Origin of the sequence: Dongia deserti (genome assembly GCF_003574735.1) — a bacterium.
Classification (GTDB): Bacteria; Pseudomonadota; Alphaproteobacteria; order Dongiales; family Dongiaceae; genus Dongia_A; species Dongia_A deserti.
Map to the genome: position 1 here is coordinate 35,779 of NZ_QORW01000009.1, position 19,040 is coordinate 54,818.

Genomic DNA, 19,040 nt, shown 5'->3' on the forward strand with positions numbered 1-19,040 from the left:
GTCAAACTCGTGGATGCCAAGGCCAAGCCTTGGCATGACGAACTTTATAGGCTGGTTAGTCCCCCGGCGCCCGCATCTTGGCCAGGGCGGCGTAGACCGGGTCCAGGCCGCCGGCTGCGCAGCCCACACCGATCACGTGGCGCTTGAACCCGCCGAAAGCCGGGTGAAGGTAGCGCTGGATTGCGATGCAGTGCGAGGGCGTACCGCTGATATCGGAAACGAACTCGGCGGTGTCATAGCCGGCCTTGTTGCCGATGCCGTTCCAGTCCTTCACCTCGACGCCGGAAAAGAAGTCGCGCGTGTTCTCCCGCAGGTTCTGGTAGCGCATGTGGAGGCCGCTGGAGGTGAGGCGGATGCTGACCAGAGTGAGGAACATCGAGCGCTCGTCGGAGGTGACGCTGATCACGTCCGATTGGCTCTGGCCGGTGGCGCCGTCCTTGCGGGGCTGCGCCTCGTAGCGCAGGCAGTCGACCAGATAGCCGTCGCCTGAGAAGCTGAACGGCGTGCTGCTGCAATCGATCGCGTCTTCTTCGGCCGACGAGGCCGGCGAAGCCATTAGTGCGCCGCACACCAATGCGGCCGCCAAGGCCGCCATCCAGACCTTCATGAAATCCGCCCCCTCCGCGAGGCCCCAAATATAGTGACAACTCTTGCCGAACTGCCGCCCGGCCCGCAAGTAGGTCAGAAGCCAGAGGACAGATATCAGGCGTCAGATGTCAGGAGGCTTGCTGGAACCTCTCGCTCCTGATTGCTGGCATCTGGTATCTGACATCTGACTTCTTGCCATCCCTAGTAAGCCGGGCCTAATCTCGCGTTAACGCGGGTAAAAAGCCCGCCGCGCCGGTCTGACGAGTGACGAGCGCAAGGCGTAAACAGGGGGTCTGAATGGCGGAAAAGGCGCTGGTCGTCGAGGATCTGCACAAGCGATTCGGCGACCTGGAGGTGCTGAAAGGCGTGTCGGTCGACGCCAATGTCGGTGATGTGGTCGCCATGATCGGCTCCTCCGGCTCCGGCAAGAGCACCCTGCTTCGCTGCATCAACCTCCTGGAGACGCCGGATTCCGGCCATGTCTATGTCAGCGGCGAGCTGATCCGCATGCGCCCGACCAAGGATGGCCATGCGGTGCCGGAGGACTGGAAGCAGGTCGACCGCATCCGCTCCACCCTTGGCATGGTGTTCCAGAGCTTCAACCTCTGGTCCCACATGACGGTAATCGAGAACGTGATCGAGGCGCCGGTCCATGTGCTGAAGGTGCCGAAAAAGGAAGCGGTCGAGCGAGCCGAGAAGCTGCTTGCCAAGGTCGGCATCGCCGACAAGCGCAACCACTATCCGAGCCACCTCTCCGGCGGCCAGCAGCAGCGCGCCGCCATCGCCCGCGCGCTGGCGATGGAGCCGAAGGTGATGCTGTTCGACGAGCCCACCTCTGCGCTCGATCCCGAGCTGGTTGGCGAGGTGCTGCGGGTCATGCGCCAGCTCGCCGAAGAGGGGCGCACCATGCTGGTGGTGACTCACGAGATCGGCTTCGCCCGCGAGGTCGCCAACAAATGCATCTTCCTCCACCAGGGCCGGATCGAGGAGCAAGGCAACCCCAAAGAGGTGTTTGCCAACCCCAAGTCCGACCGCCTGCGCCAGTTCCTCACCACGACGCATCATAGATAGCGCGCCATGAGTGGCACATTATAATGTCATCCCGGGCAAGCGTAGCGCGCCCTGGGACCCATACAATGGCTCAGCGACGCGGACCAGGCGCATAGGTCCCGGCTCTCGCTAACGCTCGGCCGGGATGACAAATTGGAGAGTGGCAAGAGCGAGCGCACGCTGGCATGGCATTGATCCAATATCTCACCCTCATCCAGTTCGACCCCGGCGCGGTGCGCCTCGTCGGGCAGGAATGCGCGCGCCTCAACATCGCGCGGCCGCTGATCGTGACCGACAAAGGCGTGCGCGCGGCCGGCCTGCTTGACCGCGTGATGGTGCACCTGAAGGAAGGCGTGCCGGTCTATGACGGCACGCAATCCAACCCGACCGAAGCCTCGGTCCTGGACGCCACGCAGCTCTACAAGGCGCACGCTTGCGACGGCGTGATCGCCTTGGGCGGCGGCTCTTCCATCGACCTCGCCAAAGGTGTCGCGCTTGCCGCCACCCACGAGGGGCCGCTCAAGGGCTACGCCGTGATCGAAGGCGGCATTCCGAAGATCACCGCCGCGATGGCGCCGATCATCGCCATTCCCACCACGGCGGGCACCGGCAGCGAAGTGGGCCGCGGTGCCGTCATCATCATGGAAGACGGGCGCAAGCTCACCATGATCTCGCCGCACATGATCCCGAAGGTGGCGATCTGCGATCCCGAGCTGACCTATGGCTTGCCGCCGCTGCTGACCGCCGCGACCGGCATGGACGCGATCGCCCATTGCATCGAGACCTTCCTGTCGCCGGCCTTCAACCCGCCGGCCGACGGCATCGCGCTCGACGGATTGCGCCGCGCCTGGGCGCATATCGAGCGCGCGACCAAGAACGGCAGCGCCGACCCTGAAGCGCGTCTCAACATGATGAGCGCCTCGATGCAAGGCGCGCTCGCCTTCCAGAAAGGATTGGGCTGCGTGCACTCGCTCAGCCACTCACTGGGCGGCGTGAACCCCAAGCTCCACCACGGCACCTTGAACGCGATGTTCCTGCCCGCCGTGATCCGCTTCAACGCCAAAGCCGAGAGCGTGAAGCGCGAGCGCAAGATCGAACGCCTCGCTGAATGCATGGGCCTCAAGAGCGCCGAGGACGTCGCCCCAGCCATCAAGACGATGAACACCAAGCTCGCCCTGCCCAGCGGCCTGAAGGCGATGGGCGTGACGGAAGACCTCTTCCCCAAGATCATCCAAGGCGCCCTCGCCGACCACACGCACAAGACCAATCCGCGCGAGGCGAGCGCGGGGGATTATGAGAAGATGCTGCGGGAAGCGATGTGATGCCGAAAGGGCCAACTTACTCCGTCGATCCCCATCCCTCTACTGGCGATGTCCTTTGGATAACAAATCCTTCGAGCACTTCGGTCGCGCGATCAAATACCGCATCCACCTTGCACAAGCGGCTTCCATCAAAGTAGATCGTTAGCGGAAACCCTTCGAATTCCCGCGTCGCGTGGCACCACGCATGATGATAGAGCGCGGTACATTCCACCATCGTGTCGTAGCTCTTTCCTTCGCGCACGCGCGCAAATACCGTCGCTCTATCGAATGGATAGCGGGGAGGCGTGAGGTGTTGGGCTCCATGCCGACGCCTTCTGTACATATCATAGTCGCAGATTGCATCATCCAAGTAGACGTGGTTCTTATAATACCAGTCTGGATTCCCTAGCTTCGCGCCGAGTAGGCCGTTTGCCTCCCGCTCATCAAATGGGTGGCGGAACACGCTGAGCTTTGCACCCAATCTCCTGAGCCAAGGGTAAGTCGTCTGCGCATCCGAACTTTTTGGAGCTTCCGCTGCTCCTTGATCTCGCAATCTAGCGAAATACTCTCGTGTCCAGGGCTCGCCGGTATCGTAGTCGAAATCGATCGATATTTCGGACTGCGCCCCACCGCTTAGGGCCGTCGTGAAGTTGAAATAAGCGAGCGGGACTCGAAATGTGATGCTGCGACCATTCGTGATCCACCTTTCGCGATCGGTGTATTCGTAGATGGTAACATCGACAGGAGTCATGCTGCCGGTGCTGTAGCCGCTGCCGTAAATGCGCGGTGGAATTTGATCGGGCCGCTTCGAAAGCTCCCAGAGGGCGAACGAGCCAAGCGCGACTAGCGCGGCGAGGAGCCACCAGAGTTTCTTGGACGAGGCCGGAATGGGGAGGAGAGGCATGTGGCGAGGACGTGAAAATTCGTGCGCTGCCATCCTGGGATGGGATTCCCTAAAACTTGGTGGAGGGAGCCCTTGCAGATTGAGAGCAGCCTTACCGCCTTTTACGTAAACCCAACGCGCCCTTTCGCCGCGGAACTGAATCGGAACGATTCGAGATTCCGGAGGAGAACGCGGTTGTGCGATTCAAAGTGAGCCAATACAATGGCTTGCGGTAGCGTTCTTAAAGTGGTTTCGATGTTTCCGCTTTGTGCCGGTTGGGCCGCCCCGAGTCGCGCCCGAGTCGCACATTGAAGCGGCTGGCATTTTCGGATTTCGGCGGGTAACAGGCGCGAATGACGACAGACCGACTCGAGTCGCTGATGCGGTTTCACCCGTTCACGCGCCTCAACAAACTGTTGGAAAGCGTACAAGCGGGCGGCGGGAATACGCCGCTCGCGTTGTCCGTGGGGGAGCCGCAATTCGCCCCGCCCGCCATGGTCGCCCGCCTGATCCACGAGCAGGCGCCGCTCTGGGGCAAGTATCCGCTGCCGACCGGCACCGAGCCGTTCCGCCAAGCGGTGGCGGGATGGCTCACCCGCCGGTTCCGCCTGCCCGACGACATGGTCGACCCCGCGCGCCACGTGATGCCGGTCACCGGCACGCGCGAGGCACTGTTCCACATCGCGCTCTCCGCCGTGCCGGAAGTCGGCCCGGGCGAGGAGAAGCCGGTCGTGCTGATGCCGAACCCGTTCTATCACGTCTATGCCGGCGCTGCGGCCGCGGCTGGCGCCGAACCCTATTTCCTCAACGCGACGGGAGAGAACAGCTTCCTGCCGGAGATCGCCGCGATCCCCGAGGCGATCCTGAAGCGCACCGCGCTCGCCTACATCTGCTCACCGTCCAATCCGCAAGGCGCCGTCGCGCCGCTCTCCTATCTCTGCGACTGGCTCGCGCTCGCGCGGCGGCACAACTTCGTGCTGGCGAGCGATGAATGCTATTCGGAGATCTATCGCGGGACACCGCCGCATGGCGCGCTGGAAGCCGCACGCGATCTGGGCGGCCAGAATCCAGCGAGCCTCGACAACCTCATCATCTTCCATTCGCTCTCCAAGCGCTCGAGCGGGGCGGGCATGCGCTCCGGTTTCGTCGCGGGCGAGGCGCGGCTGATCCAGCGCCAGGCGCAGTTGATCAATTTCGGCGGCGTCGCGACGCCGTATCCCATCCTCGCCGCCGCGACCGAGCTGTGGCAGGACGAGGAGCACGTCCAGGGCTACCGCGCCAAATATATCGAGAACTTCAACGCCGCGCAGGATGCACTGGAAGACATCTTTGGCGAAGTGCGCGCGGAAGGCGGCTTCTTCCTGTGGCTCGACGTCGGCGATGGCGAAGCGGCCGCGCAAGCGTTGTGGCAGCATGCCGCGATCAGGGTGTTGCCCGGCGGCTACATGGCAAGACCCGATGCGAACGGAATGAATCCCGGCCAGCGTTACATTCGCGTCGCACTCGTGCTCGAACCCGCTGAAATGTCTGCCGCTTTGAAACGCATGGCGCCGGTGCTCGAGCGCGTGGTGGACCAACAGCGCAAAGCACAAGAGCGGGCGAAGATGGTATGATGTTTTGAATGAACACTCGGACTCGACCCACTCTCGCACGTCACCCCGGCCTTGAGCCGGGGTCCATTCGTCAACTGCTCCAGCGCCGGCCCCATGGATCCCGGCTCGCGCTGCGCTTGGCCGGGATGACAGGTGGTGAGGCGGTGAGCGAGTGCGAACAACGGTGACTGCATGGCGATGACCGGCGATCAGATTTATGGACGGCCTTCGCTGCCGCGGATGAGTGGCGGCGGGTGGGGCGCGTTTGTGCGCCGGCGGCTGGCCGAGATCGCGGGCGGCACGCTCCTTCTGATCGCGCTCGCGTACCTGCTGAGCGTGCTCACCGCGCACGAGAGCGACCCCAGCTTCAACCGCGCGGTCGATGGGCCGACGCTGAACCTGATGGGGCCGATCGGCGCCCATGTCGGCGACTTCGCGCTGCAGGGCTTAGGGCTAGCCGCGATCATCTTCGTGTTGGCGCCCGCAGCCTGGGGCTGGAAGCTGATCCGCGACCGGCGGCTCGAGCGCTGGTGGCTCAAGATCACGCTGCTGCCCCTTGCCGCTTTGCTCAGCGCCGGCGCCTGCGCCGCCATCCCCTCGAGCGGGCAATGGCCGTGGACGGCGGGCATGGGCGGGTTCTCTGGCCGCCTGCTGCTGATCGGCGCCGATGGCAAGCAAGGGCTCCGAGCGCTGCTCGACACGCTCGGCGTGCCGGCAGTGCTGGAGCACCCGCTGCTGCTCCCTACGCTCATCCTTGCGCTCGCGGCGGCCGTCGCTCTGTTCTTCACCCTCGGCATCACCCTGGGCGGCTATATCCGCGCCGGCAAGCGCGTCGCCACCGCCGGCCAGAAGTTCGGCGAGGCCTTGGATCGCGGCCGTCTGTCGTTGGGCCGTCGCAAGGCCGATGAGGACGACGAAGACGAAGACTCAGCCGCCGCGCAACGCCCGGGTTTCTTCAAGCGCCTGTTCCAGCGGTCTCCGAAGCCCGCCGCCGCGCCGCGCGCGCGGATCGAGCCGAGCCTCGGCGCCGCCGCCCGCGCCCAGGACATCGATCTGCCGCCCGCGCCTTCCGTCCAGCCGGAGCCGAAAGGCGGCCTGGTCTCCGTGTTCCAGCGTGAGAAGAAGCCGAAGGCCAAGCCGGCCAAGCGCGAAAGCGTGAAGCAGACCAAGCTCGATTTCGAAGGCGAGTTCGAACTGCCCTCGGTCGATCTGCTGTCTCGCCCTGTCGCCAACGCCGCCGCGCAACGCATCAACGAAGAGAGCCTGGAGAAGAACGCGCGGCTGCTCGAGACCGTGCTGGACGATTTCGGGGTCAAGGGCCAGATCGTGCGCATCCGCCCTGGGCCGGTCGTGACGCTCTACGAATTGGAACCCGCGCCCGGCACCAAGACCTCGCGCGTCGTCTCCCTCGCCGACGACGTCGCGCGCTCCATGAGTGCCGTCAGCGTGCGCATCGCGGTGGTGCCCGGCCGCTCGGTCATCGGCATCGAGCTGCCGAACCGTGAGCGCGAGACCGTGGCGTTGCGCGAGCTCTTAGAGGACGACGCCTACCATTCGTCGCAGGCGAAGCTGGCGCTGGTGCTGGGCAAGGATATCGGCGGGCAGCCGATCGTGGTGGACCTCGCGCGCATGCCGCATCTCTTGATCGCCGGCACCACCGGCTCGGGCAAGTCGGTCGCGATCAACACCATGATCATGTCGCTGCTCTATCGGCTGACGCCCGACCAGTGCAAGTTCATCATGATCGATCCCAAGATGCTGGAGCTGTCGGTCTATGACGATATCCCGCATCTGCTGTCGCCGGTCGTCACCGAGCCGAAGAAGGCCATCGTCGCGCTGAAATGGGTGGTGCGCGAGATGGAGAACCGCTATCGCGCCATGTCCAAGCTCGGCGTGCGCAACATCGAGGGCTACAACCAGCGCCTCGAGCAGGCGCGCAACGCCGGCGAGCAGCTGACGCGGCGCGTCCAGACCGGGTTCGATCCCGAGACCGGCAAGCCGATCTACGAGGAAGAGCCGTTCGATCTCTCGCCCCTGCCGTTCATCGTCGTGGTGGTCGACGAGATGGCCGACCTCATGCTGGTGGCCGGCAAGGATATCGAGGCCGCCATCCAGCGCCTGGCGCAGATGGCGCGCGCGGCCGGCATCCACATCATCATGGCGACCCAGCGGCCGTCGGTCGACGTCATCACCGGCACCATCAAGGCGAACTTCCCGACTCGCGTTTCCTTCCACGTGACGACCAAGATCGACAGCCGCACCATCTTGGGGGAAACCGGCGCGGAGCAGCTGCTGGGCCAGGGCGACATGCTCTACATGGCGAACGGTGGGCGCATCACGCGCATCCACGGTCCCTTCATCTCCGACCGCGAAGTCGAATCAATCGTGAAGTTCCTGAAGACCCAGGGCGAACCCGCCTACCTGCAGGAAGTGACCGAGAGCGACGAGGACAGCCCGCTCGGCGAGGACGGGGGATTCGGCAGCAACAGCGGCTCCGGCGACGATCTCTACGACCAGGCCGTTGCGCTGGTCGCGCGCGAGCGCAAATGCTCCACCAGCTTCATCCAGCGCTACCTGCAGATCGGCTACAACCGCGCCGCCCGCATCGTCGAGCGCATGGAAAAGGAAGGCGTGGTGAGCCAAGCCAACCACGTCGGCAAACGCGAAGTGCTGGCACCGGAAGGCGGCGCACGGTAGGGCAGGGCGCCGTATGCGATCTGCCGCCACGGGTAAGAAGCTGATCGCTTATGCACCGATGCTGCGGTAGAATGTGCGCCTTCACCGGACCTCGATCGGCCTAAACCCGTTCGCTTTGTGTATCCTCTCGGGGTGAGTCCCCATGCTCGTCCGGCCTGCGCGGCGCGACTATCGCACCTGGATACTCGACAGCCGTCGCTGGGGACAGTATCGGCCGCGTTCAGACGACATCGTCATTGCGACCTATCCGAAATGCGGCACCACTTGGATGCAGCGGATCGTCGGGCTGCTCATCTTTCAAAGCCCGGAACCACTGCCGGTGATGCAGATCTCGCCGTGGATTGATCGCCGCTTCCCCGAGCCGATCGAGGCCGTTCTCGGCCGGCTCGACGCACAGGAACACCGCCGCTTCCTCAAGGCGCATTTGCCTGCCGATGGCCTGCCGATTTACGACGACGTGAAGTACGTGCATGTCGCGCGGGACGGGCGCGACGCGTGCATGTCCTTCCACAACCACGGCTCGGGCTTCACACCCCGGATGCTGGAAGATCTCGATCGGGCCGGACTGGCGGACGAGTCTGTCGGTCGGCCCTACCCGCGCGTCCCTGCCGACCCGGAAGTGTTCTTCCACCGATGGCTGACCGAAGGCGCGGTGCCAGGCAACGAGGATGGCCTGCCCACAATGTCCTTTTTCCACTGCGAGCGGACCTGGTGGGCGGAGCGGCACCGGCCGAACGTGCTGCTCGTCCACTTCAATGACCTGAAGGCAGATCTTGCGGGAGAGATGTGGCGCCTCGCCGACTTCCTCGGCATCGCGATCGACCCGGATCTCTGGCCCTCGCTCGTCGAGGCCGCCGGCTTCGAGGCGATGCGCCGGAGCGGCGCCGCGCTGATGGGGCGTGTCGCAGAGAGCTTCCGCGGGGGCGCGGACCACTTCTTCCACAAGGGCACGAACGAGCGCTGGCGGAGCGTCTTCCGCGACGAGGACCTCTCGCTCTACGAGATCAAAGCCGCAGCGATGCTGTCGTCGGCCTGCGCTCAGTGGGTTGCCGCCGGCCGCCTCAGGGCCGGCGATCCTCGGCTCGCGGCGGACTGAAGGAAGTCCCGCCGCTCCGCCCTTCTGAGTTCAATTCGCGCCGAGCAGGGCTGCGCAATTGATTGGCGGGGTGTTCTCGCCCTGTCGGCTAGCTCGCCTTCGGCAGCACGAAACAGTCGCGCGCCAGCTCGGAGCGCAGCGTCTCCTTCGGGTAGTAGCGCAACAGAAGGTCCGGCGCGAACAGCTCCGGGTGACGCGCGGCGAAGTCCTCCCACACGAGCACTCTTGCACCCGCCAGCTCGACGACAGTCCCTTGCTCGACCAGGTCCTCCGCCATGCGCTGGTGGATCAGTGCGAGAAAGGCGGCGGTGACGGTCTCGTGATAGAGCCCCTGCTTGCCGTGATGGGCGGCGAAGCGGCGCAATGCCTGCGCCATCGCGCTCAAGGCCCCGGCAAACCCGAGACGCTGCAGATACGTGAAGCCCGCCCGCACATGGGCGCGGTGATCCAACGCGGCCGGTGGCAACGTCAGGTCCTCCAGCCGCTCGATCAGCTCATCGCACGTCATCCGCGTTTCTCCTTCAGCCGGTGGCTGTCGTTCGCACTCAAGGTCAGCCCATAGATCCGCTTCAGATCCTCGATGTGCTTCAGCGTCGTCTTTTCGAACGGCGCCTTGCCTTCGAAGGAATGCAGCACGATGCCCTCGACCAGGTCGCCCAGGGTCATGTCGCAATATTCCGCGAGCGCCTTCAGCACCTTCAGCAGGCGCCTTTCCAGCCGGATGCCGGTCTGCACCCGCTCGACCGCGACAGTGGGCTCGTTCTTGGCCATTGGTATGTTTGTACTAATGTACCACGTCGCCGTCAATGGCTCTCCGGAGATCGCGCTCGCACCCATCAAAAGGACACGATTTCAGAGATTTAATGGACTAGAGCGCGCTTGCGCGATCGTGATGGGCCGGTCGTGGCAATGGGTCGCGCAACAAACTATATCTCTTGCCATTGGTTACGAGACTGGACCCAGAGCCCCAAAGCGCAGAAGGGAGCGCATGAAGACCTCGAAGCGACAGCACTATCACATGGATCGCCGCGGCCTGTTGCGCGCGAGCGCTGGCCTCGTTGGCGCCGCCGCGGTCGGCAGCCTCCTGCCATCCATGGCCCTGGCGCAAGGCATTCAGGCGGCGCAGCTGAGCGAGTCCGATAAGGCGGACCTTACGCGCGTCGAGGATTACCTCAACGGCATCAGCTCGATGAAGGCGAGCTTCCAGCAATTCACCCAGGGCGAGGGCCTGGCATTCGGGCGCATCTATTTGCGCCGGCCGGGGCGGCTGCGCGTCGAATATGATCCGCCGTCGGAAATCCTGCTGATCGCGGACGGCACCCTGCTCTCCTACTACGACGCGGAGCTCAACCACATTGAGCAGGTGCCGCTGAGACTCTCGCCCATGTGGTTCCTGCTGCGCGACAACGTGCGGCTGGGCGGCGACGTGACCGTCACGTCGTTCAAGAAGGCTGCCAACGCTATCCTGATCGGCATGGTGCAGTCGGACGAACCGGAAGCCGGCTCAGTCCTGCTGGAGTTTGGCGACAAGCCGCTGGAGCTGCGGCAATGGTCGATTACCGATTCCGCCGGCAGCGAGGTGCGCGTCGGCCTCTATAACACCGAGTTCGGCATCCCCCTCAGTGCAGCCCTGTTCGCCACCCCACGCAAGCGGCCGAGGAACAGATGACAGGGATCAGGAATCAGATGTCAGATCAGATTCCGCTTTGTCAGATACCTGATACCTGATACCTGACGTCTGATGAAGCTTGCGAACGACGCGCCGATCGTGGCTGTCCCGATGTGCGTGAAGCAGATCGACGGGCAGAATTTCCACACCGTCGGCGAGAAATACCTGACCGCGGTGATCCAGGGCGCGGAGGCCTATCCGCTGTCCTTCCCGGCCCTGGGGCCGGTGCTGGACCCGGCGGCGCTGCTGGGCCAGGTGGATGGCGTGCTGTTCACCGGCAGCCCGTCCAATGTCGCGGTACATCACTACGAGGGCGAGCCGGACCGGCCCGACAGCCCCCAGGATCCCGGGCGCGATGCGGTCACACTGCCGCTGATCCGCGCGGCGATCGCGCGGGAGGTGCCGATCTTCTGCATCTGCCGCGGCTTCCAGGAGCTGAACGTGGCGCTGGGCGGCACGCTGGACACCCAGGTCCACATCGCTGACGGGCGCATGGACCACCGTGCGCCGCAGGACGTGCCGTACGAGCAGATGTATGGGCCGCGCCACAAGGTCACCTTCGCGGCCGGTGGCCAGTTCGCGCGCATCCTCGGCAAGAACGAGACGGAGGTGAACTCGCTGCACTGGCAGGGCATCGCAAAGCCGGCACCGCGGATCCAGGTGGAAGGCCGCGCCGAAGACGGGGTTATCGAGGCGGTGAGCCTCCAGGATTATGCCGGCTTCTGCCTGGGCGCGCAGTGGCATCCGGAATTCCGGGTGACCGAGAACGCCGATTCCATGGCCCTTTTCAAAGCGTTCGGCGCGGCTGCTCGCGCACGGCGTCAGCAGCGCCTGGGCGGTGGCGCGAAATCAGCAGCCAGGAAGGCCGGCGCAGCGGCGTAGGCAATTCACAGGACGGCGGGAAAAAGGATGTACGACTAAAGAAACAGCGGCAGCAGGCCGTTTTCGCTTACATTTCAAGGCTTCGCGATTTTGTGAGCAGATTCTTGGAAAGCGCTGTTGAAACTTTGGAAAGCATTGCCACATAGTTTACTAGAGCAGATAGCCGTAGCCGCAATGGCTGCGGTTTTCCCAGGAAGCGGTCTCCCCCACCGCCCCTGGGCTCCGACAACGGAGAAAGAACGCCCGGTCCTCCCCTGGCCGGGCGTTCGCTTTTTGGGGCATTTTCCCGAACAAGATTTCTTCCCACCGCCCATGGTCTTGGCTATACGGTCCAGACTTGCCCAGCCGGATACCGATTTGCCGGCCGTTGAATAATTGGGGGCTGCGAAACGCCTATGGCTCTGCGCGATCGGCCGAGGGTGCTCGTCACCGGAGGCGCTGGATTTCTGGGAAGCTTCCTGTGCGAGCGGCTGGTGCAGGATGGCCACGACGTGATCTGCGTCGACAATTTCTATACCGGCCGCAGACAGAACATCTTCCATCTGACGCCGCACGAGAACTTCGAGGTCCTGCGCCACGACATCACCTTCTCCCTCTATGTGGAGGTGGACCAGATCTACAACTTGGCGTGCCCGGCCTCGCCCGTTCACTACCAGTATGACCCGGTGCAGACGACGAAGACCTGCGTCCATGGCACCATCAACATGCTGGGGCTCGCCAAGCGCTGCGGCGCCAGGATCCTGCAGGCCTCGACCAGCGAGGTCTATGGCGATCCCCAGGTCCATCCGCAGCGCGAGGATTATTGGGGCCACGTGAACCCGACCGGTCCGCGCGCCTGCTACGACGAGGCCAAGCGGTGCGCCGAGACCCTCTTCTTCGACTACTACCGGCAGCATGGCACGCGCATCAAGGTGGCGCGCATCTTTAATACCTACGGCCCGCGCATGCTGCACAACGACGGGCGCGTGATCTCGAACTTCGCGGTGCAGGCGCTGCGCGGCGAGCCGATCACCATCTACGGCGACGGCAGCCAGACCCGGTCTTTTTGCTATGTCGAGGATCTCATCGACGGGCTGATCCGCCTGATGAACAGCCCCGATGAGGTGACGGGCCCGATCAACCTCGGCAACCCGGCGGAGGTCACGGTGAAAGAGGTGGCCGAGGAGATCATCGCGCTGACCGGCTCGCGCTCGACGCTGTCGTTCCACCCGTTGCCCCAGAACGACCCGGTGCGCCGGCGGCCGGACATTTCGCTGGCGACCAGTGTCCTGGGCTGGCAGCCCACGGTCCCCCGCGCCGAGGGGCTGAAGAAGACCATCGCGTATTTTCAAAGCCAGCTTGCTGGCGAGTAGGGTCGTTCAAAGACGATGAAGATTCTGGTGACAGGTGGCGCAGGCTATGTCGGGAGCCATGCCTGCAAGGCGCTGGCTCAGGCAGGTCACCACCCCATCGTCTACGACAATCTCTCCCGCGGCCACCGGAGCCTGGTGAAGTGGGGAACCTTCGAGCAGGGGGACATTCTCGACCCGTCGCGGCTGGACGAGGTTCTTGGCCGCCACCGGCCGGACGGCGTGCTGCATTTCGCGGCCCTCGCCTATGTCGGCGAATCGGTCGAGGATCCGGCGCTGTATTACCGGAACAATGTCGTCGGCAGCCACTGCCTGCTCGACGCCATGCGACGGCACAGCATCAACCGGCTGGTCTTCTCGAGCACGTGCGCGACCTATGGCCCGCCGCTTCGGACGCCGATCGACGAGGACCACCCGCAGCAGCCGGTCAATCCCTATGGGGCGACCAAGCTGGCCGTGGAGCGCATGCTGCACGATTATGGACAGGCGTACGGCCTGCGCTGGGCGGCCTTGCGCTACTTCAACGCGGCCGGGGCGGATGCCGACGGTGAGATCGGCGAGATGCACGAGCCCGAGACTCACGCCATCCCGCTCGCGATCTTCGCCGCGCTCGGCCGGATCCCGTCATTCCAGCTTTACGGCACCGATTACCCGACGCGGGACGGCACCGCCGTGCGCGACTACATCCATGTCGCCGATCTCGCGACGGCGCATGTGAAGGCGCTGGACTACCTCGCGGGTGGTGGCGACTCTCTTGCCCTCAATCTCGGAACGGGACAGGGTACCTCGGTCCTGGAGATCATCCGCGCGGTGGAGCGCGTCACGGGCAGGCCAGTGCCGACCACGCATTGCGCGCGGCGAGCCGGCGACCCGAGCGCACTGGTCGCGGATGGGAGCCGCGCGCGTTCGGTGCTCGGCTGGACGCCCCGCTATCGCGACGCGGACAGCATCATCGCATCGGCGTGGCGGTGGCATGCGTCGCGCAACGAGCCCGGTATTTCGGAATAGTGATTGGCGTAAGGTTATTCAGGTGAACGATTCGCGACGTAAGCAGGCGCAGGCAGTGGATAGTAGAGGCAAACGCACGGCCGTCATCGTGCTCGGGATGCATCGTACCGGCACATCCGCACTAAGCGGCATCCTTCACATGCTTGGTGCTGGCGGTCCATCACGCTTTGACGACGCCAACCAATACAATCCCAAGGGTTACTGGGAGAGTGCCGCCATTCGCGCATTCGATGATCAGTTGCTGAGCGCTTCGGGAAGCAACTGGAGCGACTGGAGCGAGCTTCGGTTTGATTCTCTTTCAAGCGAGACAGCTGAGCGAGCAGAACGACTTGCCGAAGTCATCACTCAAGAATACGGAGAATCGCGTCTCTTTGTTGTTAAAGATCCGCGGCTTTGTCGCATCGCGCCGCTATTGATGCGCGCGCTGGAGAATCTATCGGTCCAACCACGAATTGTCATTCCAGTCAGAAACCCGTTGGAATCGGCACAGTCGCTCTATGAGCGCGATCGGATGGCTCTGGAGGAAGGGCTACTGTTGTGGTTGCGGCATATGCTCGACGCGGAGAAAGCGAGCCGCGGCCATCCTCGTTGCTTCGTTTGGTTCGACGATCTGTTGGACGACTGGCGACGGGTCGCGGATCGGCTGACGGCGACCTTGGGCATCGAGTGGCCCACGAACCCGGCGGCGGAAGAAACGATCGACGCCTTTTTGTCCGCCGAACTGCGCCATCATCGTATTCCGTTGGATGAGCTCAAGCAGCTTCACTGGGTGCCCGCGTGGGTGCCCTGCGTATACGAGATAATGTTGGAATTGGCGCGTGGCGGGGAGCTGACGCCCGCCAGGGCTGAGCAGCTGGATGACGTCCGCCGTAACTTCAATACCGCGACGCCGGCTTTCCGCTCGATCATTCGGGCACGCGAGAGCCTTGCGCGCGAAGCGCGCGACCTCGAAACGGCCGCCCGCGAGCAGGTCGCCCGCCTCGAAACCGATCTCCACGAATTGTCCGCGCGCACACACGCCCAGGCCGAGACCGCGCGCGAGCAGATCGCGGCTCTCAATACGAAACTGCAGGAGGTGTCCACGCGCGCCCAGGAACAGGCCGAGGTGGCTCGCGAGCAGATCGCCATCCTCAATGCAAATCTCCAGGAAGTGTCCGCGCGAGCCAAGACAGAGACCGAAATTGCCCGCAAACGACTCGAGCGGAGCGCACAAGAGGCGGAGGACTACCGTAGCAGGCTGGCAGCATCCGAGGTGAGCCTGGCGGCGCAAACACAGGAGTCCGGCAGAACGCGTTCAGAAATGCAGGCGCGGATAAGCGTGTTGGAGACGGAGAACGCACAGTCCTGGCTCGATCTCGTCAGGGCGCGCGTTGCCCTTCACAAGGCGCTGAACAAGGATGCTGCTCGAAAGCTCTCGGTCGGTTGGCCGGGTTCCGCCGGCAAGCAGCGCATGTCGAAGGCCGAACGCGAGCAGCGGCAGGCGGATCTCATCCGGGTGTCCGGGTTGTTCAGTTCCGAATGGTACCTGTTGCACTACCCCGACGTCAGCCAGGCCGGTATCGACCCGGTGCTCCACTATCTGCGCCACGGCTGGGCGGAGCTTCGTGATCCAGGGCCCCGCTTCTCGACCAGCGCGTACCTGCGGCGCCACCTGGACGTGGCGTCGGCCAAGGCGAATCCGCTGGTGCATTTTCTGGAGTTCGGCATCAACGAAGCGCGCCTGATCGAGCCGGCGGGCGGCTTGCCGCCGACAGCGACAGCAATTGCCGAGCCGGCGAAGCAGGAGCCATCCGGGGCAGGCGTCACGGCCGAGCATCTCAAATTCACGCGCCGCGGACCCGAATATGAAGAGTTCGATTCTGGAATCCTGGCAGGCGTCACCCCGGACGTGAAGGTGCTGGCATTCTATCTGCCGCAGTTTCATGCCATCCCCGAGAACGACCGGAGTTGGGGAAAGGGTTTCACTGAGTGGCGCCAGGTCGCCCGAGGCCTGCCGAGATTTCCGGGCCACTACCAGCCGCGCCTGCCGCGTGATCTTGGCTTCTACGACCTGACCGATCCCGATGTTATGCGTCGGCAGATCGCGCTCGCCAAGGCGGCAGGCATTAACGGGTTTGGATTCTACTACTACTGGTTCGACTCTCACCGCGTGCTCGAGCAACCGGTCGAAACCTTTCTGACTTCCCCCGACATGGATATGCCGTTCATGGCGATCTGGGCGAACGAGAACTGGACCCGGACCTGGGATGGCATGAGCGGCGAGATCCTGCTGCACCAGAACTATGATCCGCAGCACGAACCGGCGCTGCTCGCCGACCTTGCGCGCCATTTCAAGGACCCGCGGTATATTCGGTTCGGTAATCGGCCGTTCTTCGTGATCTACCAGCCGAGGCATGTTCCCGATCCGCGAGAGACCTTCGCCCGCTGGCGCGCGCGCTGGAAGTCCGAGTTTGGACTGGAGCCGCTCATCTTCATGGCCCAGACCTTCGGCGTGGAGGACCCGAGCGAATTCGGTCTGGATGGCGCGATCGAGTTCCCGCCGCACAAGCTGACGAACAACTTGCCCGGACGCCCCGTCCCCGACGCATTCGATCCTGCGTTCAAAGGCAGGGTCGTCAGCTACGATGAGGTGGCAGCGATCTCGCTCGCGGAGGCAGAGCCCGCCTATCCGCTCATCAAGACTATTGCTCCGGGCTGGGACAACGATGCTCGCCGCCCGATGCGCGGGACGACCCTGGAAGGTTCGACCCCGCGCAAATACGGGCGGTGGCTTACAGAACTCGTTGCACGAGCCAGGGCAAAGCCCACGCTGGGCGAGCGGATCGTTGCGATCAACGCTTGGAACGAGTGGGCGGAGGGCGCCTATCTCGAGCCGGACCTGTACTATGGCTCCGCCTATTTGAATGCAACCGCCCGGGCGCTGCTGCCGCACTCGGAGGTTGATGCCCGACGGTCCAAGAACGGTGTCGTCCTCGTCGGCCACGATGCTCTTGATTTCGGGGCTCAGCGACTGCTGTTGAACATCGGCGGCGTGCTGACCCGTCAATTCGGAGTTCGGGTGCGGTATGTCCTGTTCGAGGGTGGTTCTCTGCTCCCGCGCTACGAGGCAATCGCGCCCTGCATCATCCTGTCCCCCATGCGCTCGGCAAAGGATGTGTTGGCGGACCTGGCGGAGCAGGGCTACACGCTGGGGATCAGCAACACGACGGTGGTCGGCAGTCTAGTCACGGAGATGAAAGCGGCGGGACTTCGCACCTTGTCGCTCATTCATGAGCTGCCTCACCTCATTCGAAGCTATGGTCATGAGGAGAGCGCGGCTGCCGTCGGACGCAGCAGCGATCTGGTGGTGTTTGCGGGATCGTTCGTCCGTGACAGCTTCCGGCAGATATCCGGCGAAATCACCGGCCGCACGCTCATAAAGCCTCAAGGTCTCTATCGTAACGAGATCGCACCAGATCCCGCTGCGGCCGGGGCGGTACGCGACGCTCTCGGTGTGCCGCGCGATGCGAAGCTGGTACTGAATGTCGGGTACGGCGATCTCCGCAAGGGATTCGATCTGTTCATTCGCACCGCGAAGACTGTCGCGAAGCACCGGCATGATGTGTACTTCGTTTGGGTCGGAAAGGTGCTGAGCAAAGGACCCGACGTAGACTCATTAGATGGTGGTGGCAGGCGCAACAACGACAAGGTCATGGCCGTTGGCCAACAGGAGGACGTCTCTCGATACTATGCTGCGGCCGATGTGTTCTTTCTGTCATCGCGGGAGGATCCCTACCCCTCGGTCGTGCTCGAGGCGATGGCCGCGGGGCTTCCAGTGCTGGGCTTCGCTGGCGCGACCGGATGCGAGGACCTGATCAAGGCGCACGGCACCATCGTGCCGTTCGAAGACATCGATGCCGCGGTCGGGGCGATCGAAGGCGTTCTGGAGATCCCAACCGATCGCGCCCGCGCGAACGCCGAGGCGAGGATTGCGGAGATCCGGACCAACTATGATTTCAAGGACTACTGCTTCTGGCTGCTGCAGCAGCTCAGCCCCGACCTGCAGCGCGTCTCTGTCGTGGTGCCGAACTACAACCATGAGCGATACCTTCGGGAGCGACTCGGCAGCATTTTCAGGCAATCGTGGCCCATCTGCCAGATTGTTGTTCTCGACGACGCCTCGACGGACAACAGTGTTGCCGTGATCCGCCGCATAGCAACCGAGCATCGGCGCGAGATCGCACTGATTGCCAACGAAACCAATGGCGGCAGCCTGGCCAAGCAGTGGAGAAAGGGGCTCGCCCAGTGCACCGGCGATTTCGTCTGGATCGCCGAATCCGACGATGTCGCCGATCCGGCATTCCTTGCGGAATGCGTGCAGGCGCTCGAGCGCAGCGGCGCTGATTTCTGCTTCACCGATTCCTGGCAGATCGATGACGACGGCAAACGCGTCGGTGACAGCTACATACGCTACGTCGACGAGATCGAACCGGGGACATTCACGCACGATTTCGTCATGGCGGGCGAGGAGTTCCTGCGCCGCTTCCTGAGCGTCAAGAACGTCATCTTGAACATGAGTGGTGTGCTATGGCGTCGCGAAGCCTTGGAGCAGGCCATCAAGGCCACCGGCGAGGAACTTCAAAGCTTCAGGATCGCCGGCGACTGGCGCCTCTACGCGGCGGCCTGTGCGGCAGGCCAGAGTGTGGCCTATCTGGCGAAAGCATTGAATGGGCACCGTCGGCACAAACAAAGCATAACGAGTTCACTGCAGAAGGAGCGGCATGTTGAAGAGATTCGGCAGATCCAGATGCTCGCCGCACGTGAAGTGAAGCTAAACGAAGATTGCCGCGCCAAAGCGCAGAAGCATTTAGCGGATGTACATCGGTATCTCGGCCTGACAATGGCCCCCTCCGCAGAGACTGCCGATGTCCCGTAATCTCATCGTT

The 19,040-nt window shown here is 63.7% G+C and carries 14 protein-coding genes; 10 read left to right on the forward strand and 4 right to left on the reverse strand.

The genetic code is table 11. The features are described from left to right. Positions 1 to 55: 55 nt before the first annotated feature. Positions 56 to 607: a hypothetical protein gene (locus DTX69_RS15160; RefSeq protein WP_119302398.1), complete on the reverse strand. Its 552-nt coding sequence runs from the start codon at positions 605 to 607 to the stop codon at positions 56 to 58. A gap of 278 nt (positions 608 to 885) precedes the next feature. Here DTX69_RS15160 and DTX69_RS15165 point away from each other — a divergent pair, with 278 nt between their 5' ends. Beyond that, the gene (locus DTX69_RS15165; RefSeq protein WP_119302399.1) at positions 886 to 1,659 is read left to right on the forward strand and encodes an ABC transporter ATP-binding protein; all 774 of its coding nucleotides are present in this window, start codon (positions 886 to 888) and stop codon (positions 1,657 to 1,659) included. Between the two features lie 164 nt (positions 1,660 to 1,823). Beyond that, complete coding sequence (locus DTX69_RS15170) at positions 1,824 to 2,960, forward strand: iron-containing alcohol dehydrogenase (protein ID WP_119302400.1); 1,137 nt, start codon at positions 1,824 to 1,826, stop codon at positions 2,958 to 2,960. A gap of 16 nt (positions 2,961 to 2,976) precedes the next feature. Here DTX69_RS15170 and DTX69_RS15175 read toward each other — a convergent pair whose 3' ends face one another. After that, positions 2,977 to 3,876, reverse strand: a complete 900-nt coding sequence (locus tag DTX69_RS15175; RefSeq protein WP_162917204.1) for a hypothetical protein — start codon at positions 3,874 to 3,876, stop codon at positions 2,977 to 2,979. Positions 3,877 to 4,175: 299 nt separating this feature from the next. Here DTX69_RS15175 and DTX69_RS15180 point away from each other — a divergent pair, with 299 nt between their 5' ends. From DTX69_RS15180 to DTX69_RS15190, 3 genes are all read left to right on the forward strand, one after another. Next, a complete protein-coding gene (locus DTX69_RS15180) occupies positions 4,176 to 5,435 on the forward strand; it encodes an aminotransferase class I/II-fold pyridoxal phosphate-dependent enzyme (RefSeq protein WP_119302402.1) in 1,260 nt (419 codons plus the stop codon). A gap of 171 nt (positions 5,436 to 5,606) precedes the next feature. Then, complete coding sequence (locus DTX69_RS15185; protein ID WP_119302403.1) at positions 5,607 to 8,111, forward strand: FtsK/SpoIIIE family DNA translocase; 2,505 nt, start codon at positions 5,607 to 5,609, stop codon at positions 8,109 to 8,111. 142 nt (positions 8,112 to 8,253) lie between these two features. Continuing rightward, positions 8,254 to 9,207, forward strand: coding sequence for a sulfotransferase domain-containing protein (locus tag DTX69_RS15190; protein WP_119302404.1), 954 nt, complete (start codon positions 8,254 to 8,256; stop codon positions 9,205 to 9,207). Positions 9,208 to 9,295: 88 nt separating this feature from the next. Here DTX69_RS15190 and DTX69_RS15195 read toward each other — a convergent pair whose 3' ends face one another. Together DTX69_RS15195 and DTX69_RS15200 are read right to left on the reverse strand one after the other, a co-directional pair. Further along, entirely contained in the window at positions 9,296 to 9,715 is a 420-nt protein-coding gene (locus DTX69_RS15195) for a hypothetical protein (protein ID WP_119302405.1), read from the reverse strand. Then, entirely contained in the window at positions 9,712 to 9,978 is a 267-nt protein-coding gene (locus DTX69_RS15200) for a hypothetical protein (RefSeq protein WP_119302631.1), read from the reverse strand. Before DTX69_RS15200 ends, DTX69_RS15195 begins: the two co-directional genes overlap by 4 nt. A 217-nt stretch (positions 9,979 to 10,195) precedes the next feature. On the opposite strand from DTX69_RS15200, the gene DTX69_RS30160 reads away from it, so the two are divergent. The 5 genes from DTX69_RS30160 (at position 10,196) to DTX69_RS15225 (ending at position 19,030) form a co-directional block, all read left to right on the forward strand. Beyond that, positions 10,196 to 10,876: a LolA family protein gene (locus DTX69_RS30160; protein ID WP_162917205.1), complete on the forward strand. Its 681-nt coding sequence runs from the start codon at positions 10,196 to 10,198 to the stop codon at positions 10,874 to 10,876. Between the two features lie 72 nt (positions 10,877 to 10,948). Continuing rightward, positions 10,949 to 11,758, forward strand: coding sequence for a gamma-glutamyl-gamma-aminobutyrate hydrolase family protein (locus tag DTX69_RS15210; RefSeq protein ID WP_119302407.1), 810 nt, complete (start codon positions 10,949 to 10,951; stop codon positions 11,756 to 11,758). Between the two features lie 395 nt (positions 11,759 to 12,153). Then, the gene (locus tag DTX69_RS15215; RefSeq protein ID WP_119302408.1) at positions 12,154 to 13,110 is read left to right on the forward strand and encodes a UDP-glucuronic acid decarboxylase family protein; all 957 of its coding nucleotides are present in this window, start codon (positions 12,154 to 12,156) and stop codon (positions 13,108 to 13,110) included. Positions 13,111 to 13,137: 27 nt separating this feature from the next. Continuing rightward, on the forward strand, positions 13,138 to 14,115 hold the full coding sequence (gene galE, locus DTX69_RS15220; protein WP_284735802.1) for a UDP-glucose 4-epimerase GalE: 978 nt from the start codon (positions 13,138 to 13,140) through the stop codon (positions 14,113 to 14,115). Beyond that, complete coding sequence (locus DTX69_RS15225) at positions 14,081 to 19,030, forward strand: glycoside hydrolase family 99-like domain-containing protein (protein WP_284735803.1); 4,950 nt, start codon at positions 14,081 to 14,083, stop codon at positions 19,028 to 19,030. Before galE ends, DTX69_RS15225 begins: the two co-directional genes overlap by 35 nt. Positions 19,031 to 19,040 lie beyond the last annotated feature (10 nt).

Coding starts and splice junctions, on each gene's coding strand:
- DTX69_RS15215 (WP_119302408.1), top strand. CDS start 12,154: ATGGCTCTGCGCGATCGGCCGAGGGTGCTCGTCACCGGAGGCGCTGGA.
- DTX69_RS30160 (WP_162917205.1), top strand. CDS start 10,196: ATGAAGACCTCGAAGCGACAGCACTATCACATGGATCGCCGCGGCCTG.
- DTX69_RS15180 (WP_119302402.1), top strand. CDS start 4,176: ATGACGACAGACCGACTCGAGTCGCTGATGCGGTTTCACCCGTTCACG.
- DTX69_RS15190 (WP_119302404.1), top strand. CDS start 8,254: ATGCTCGTCCGGCCTGCGCGGCGCGACTATCGCACCTGGATACTCGAC.
- DTX69_RS15195 (WP_119302405.1), bottom strand. CDS start 9,715: ATGACGTGCGATGAGCTGATCGAGCGGCTGGAGGACCTGACGTTGCCA.
- DTX69_RS15170 (WP_119302400.1), top strand. CDS start 1,824: ATGGCATTGATCCAATATCTCACCCTCATCCAGTTCGACCCCGGCGCG.
- DTX69_RS15185 (WP_119302403.1), top strand. CDS start 5,607: ATGGCGATGACCGGCGATCAGATTTATGGACGGCCTTCGCTGCCGCGG.
- DTX69_RS15165 (WP_119302399.1), top strand. CDS start 886: ATGGCGGAAAAGGCGCTGGTCGTCGAGGATCTGCACAAGCGATTCGGC.
- DTX69_RS15210 (WP_119302407.1), top strand. CDS start 10,949: ATGAAGCTTGCGAACGACGCGCCGATCGTGGCTGTCCCGATGTGCGTG.
- DTX69_RS15225 (WP_284735803.1), top strand. CDS start 14,081: ATGCGTCGCGCAACGAGCCCGGTATTTCGGAATAGTGATTGGCGTAAG.
- DTX69_RS15200 (WP_119302631.1), bottom strand. CDS start 9,978: ATGGCCAAGAACGAGCCCACTGTCGCGGTCGAGCGGGTGCAGACCGGC.
- DTX69_RS15160 (WP_119302398.1), bottom strand. CDS start 607: ATGAAGGTCTGGATGGCGGCCTTGGCGGCCGCATTGGTGTGCGGCGCA.
- DTX69_RS15175 (WP_162917204.1), bottom strand. CDS start 3,876: ATGGCAGCGCACGAATTTTCACGTCCTCGCCACATGCCTCTCCTCCCC.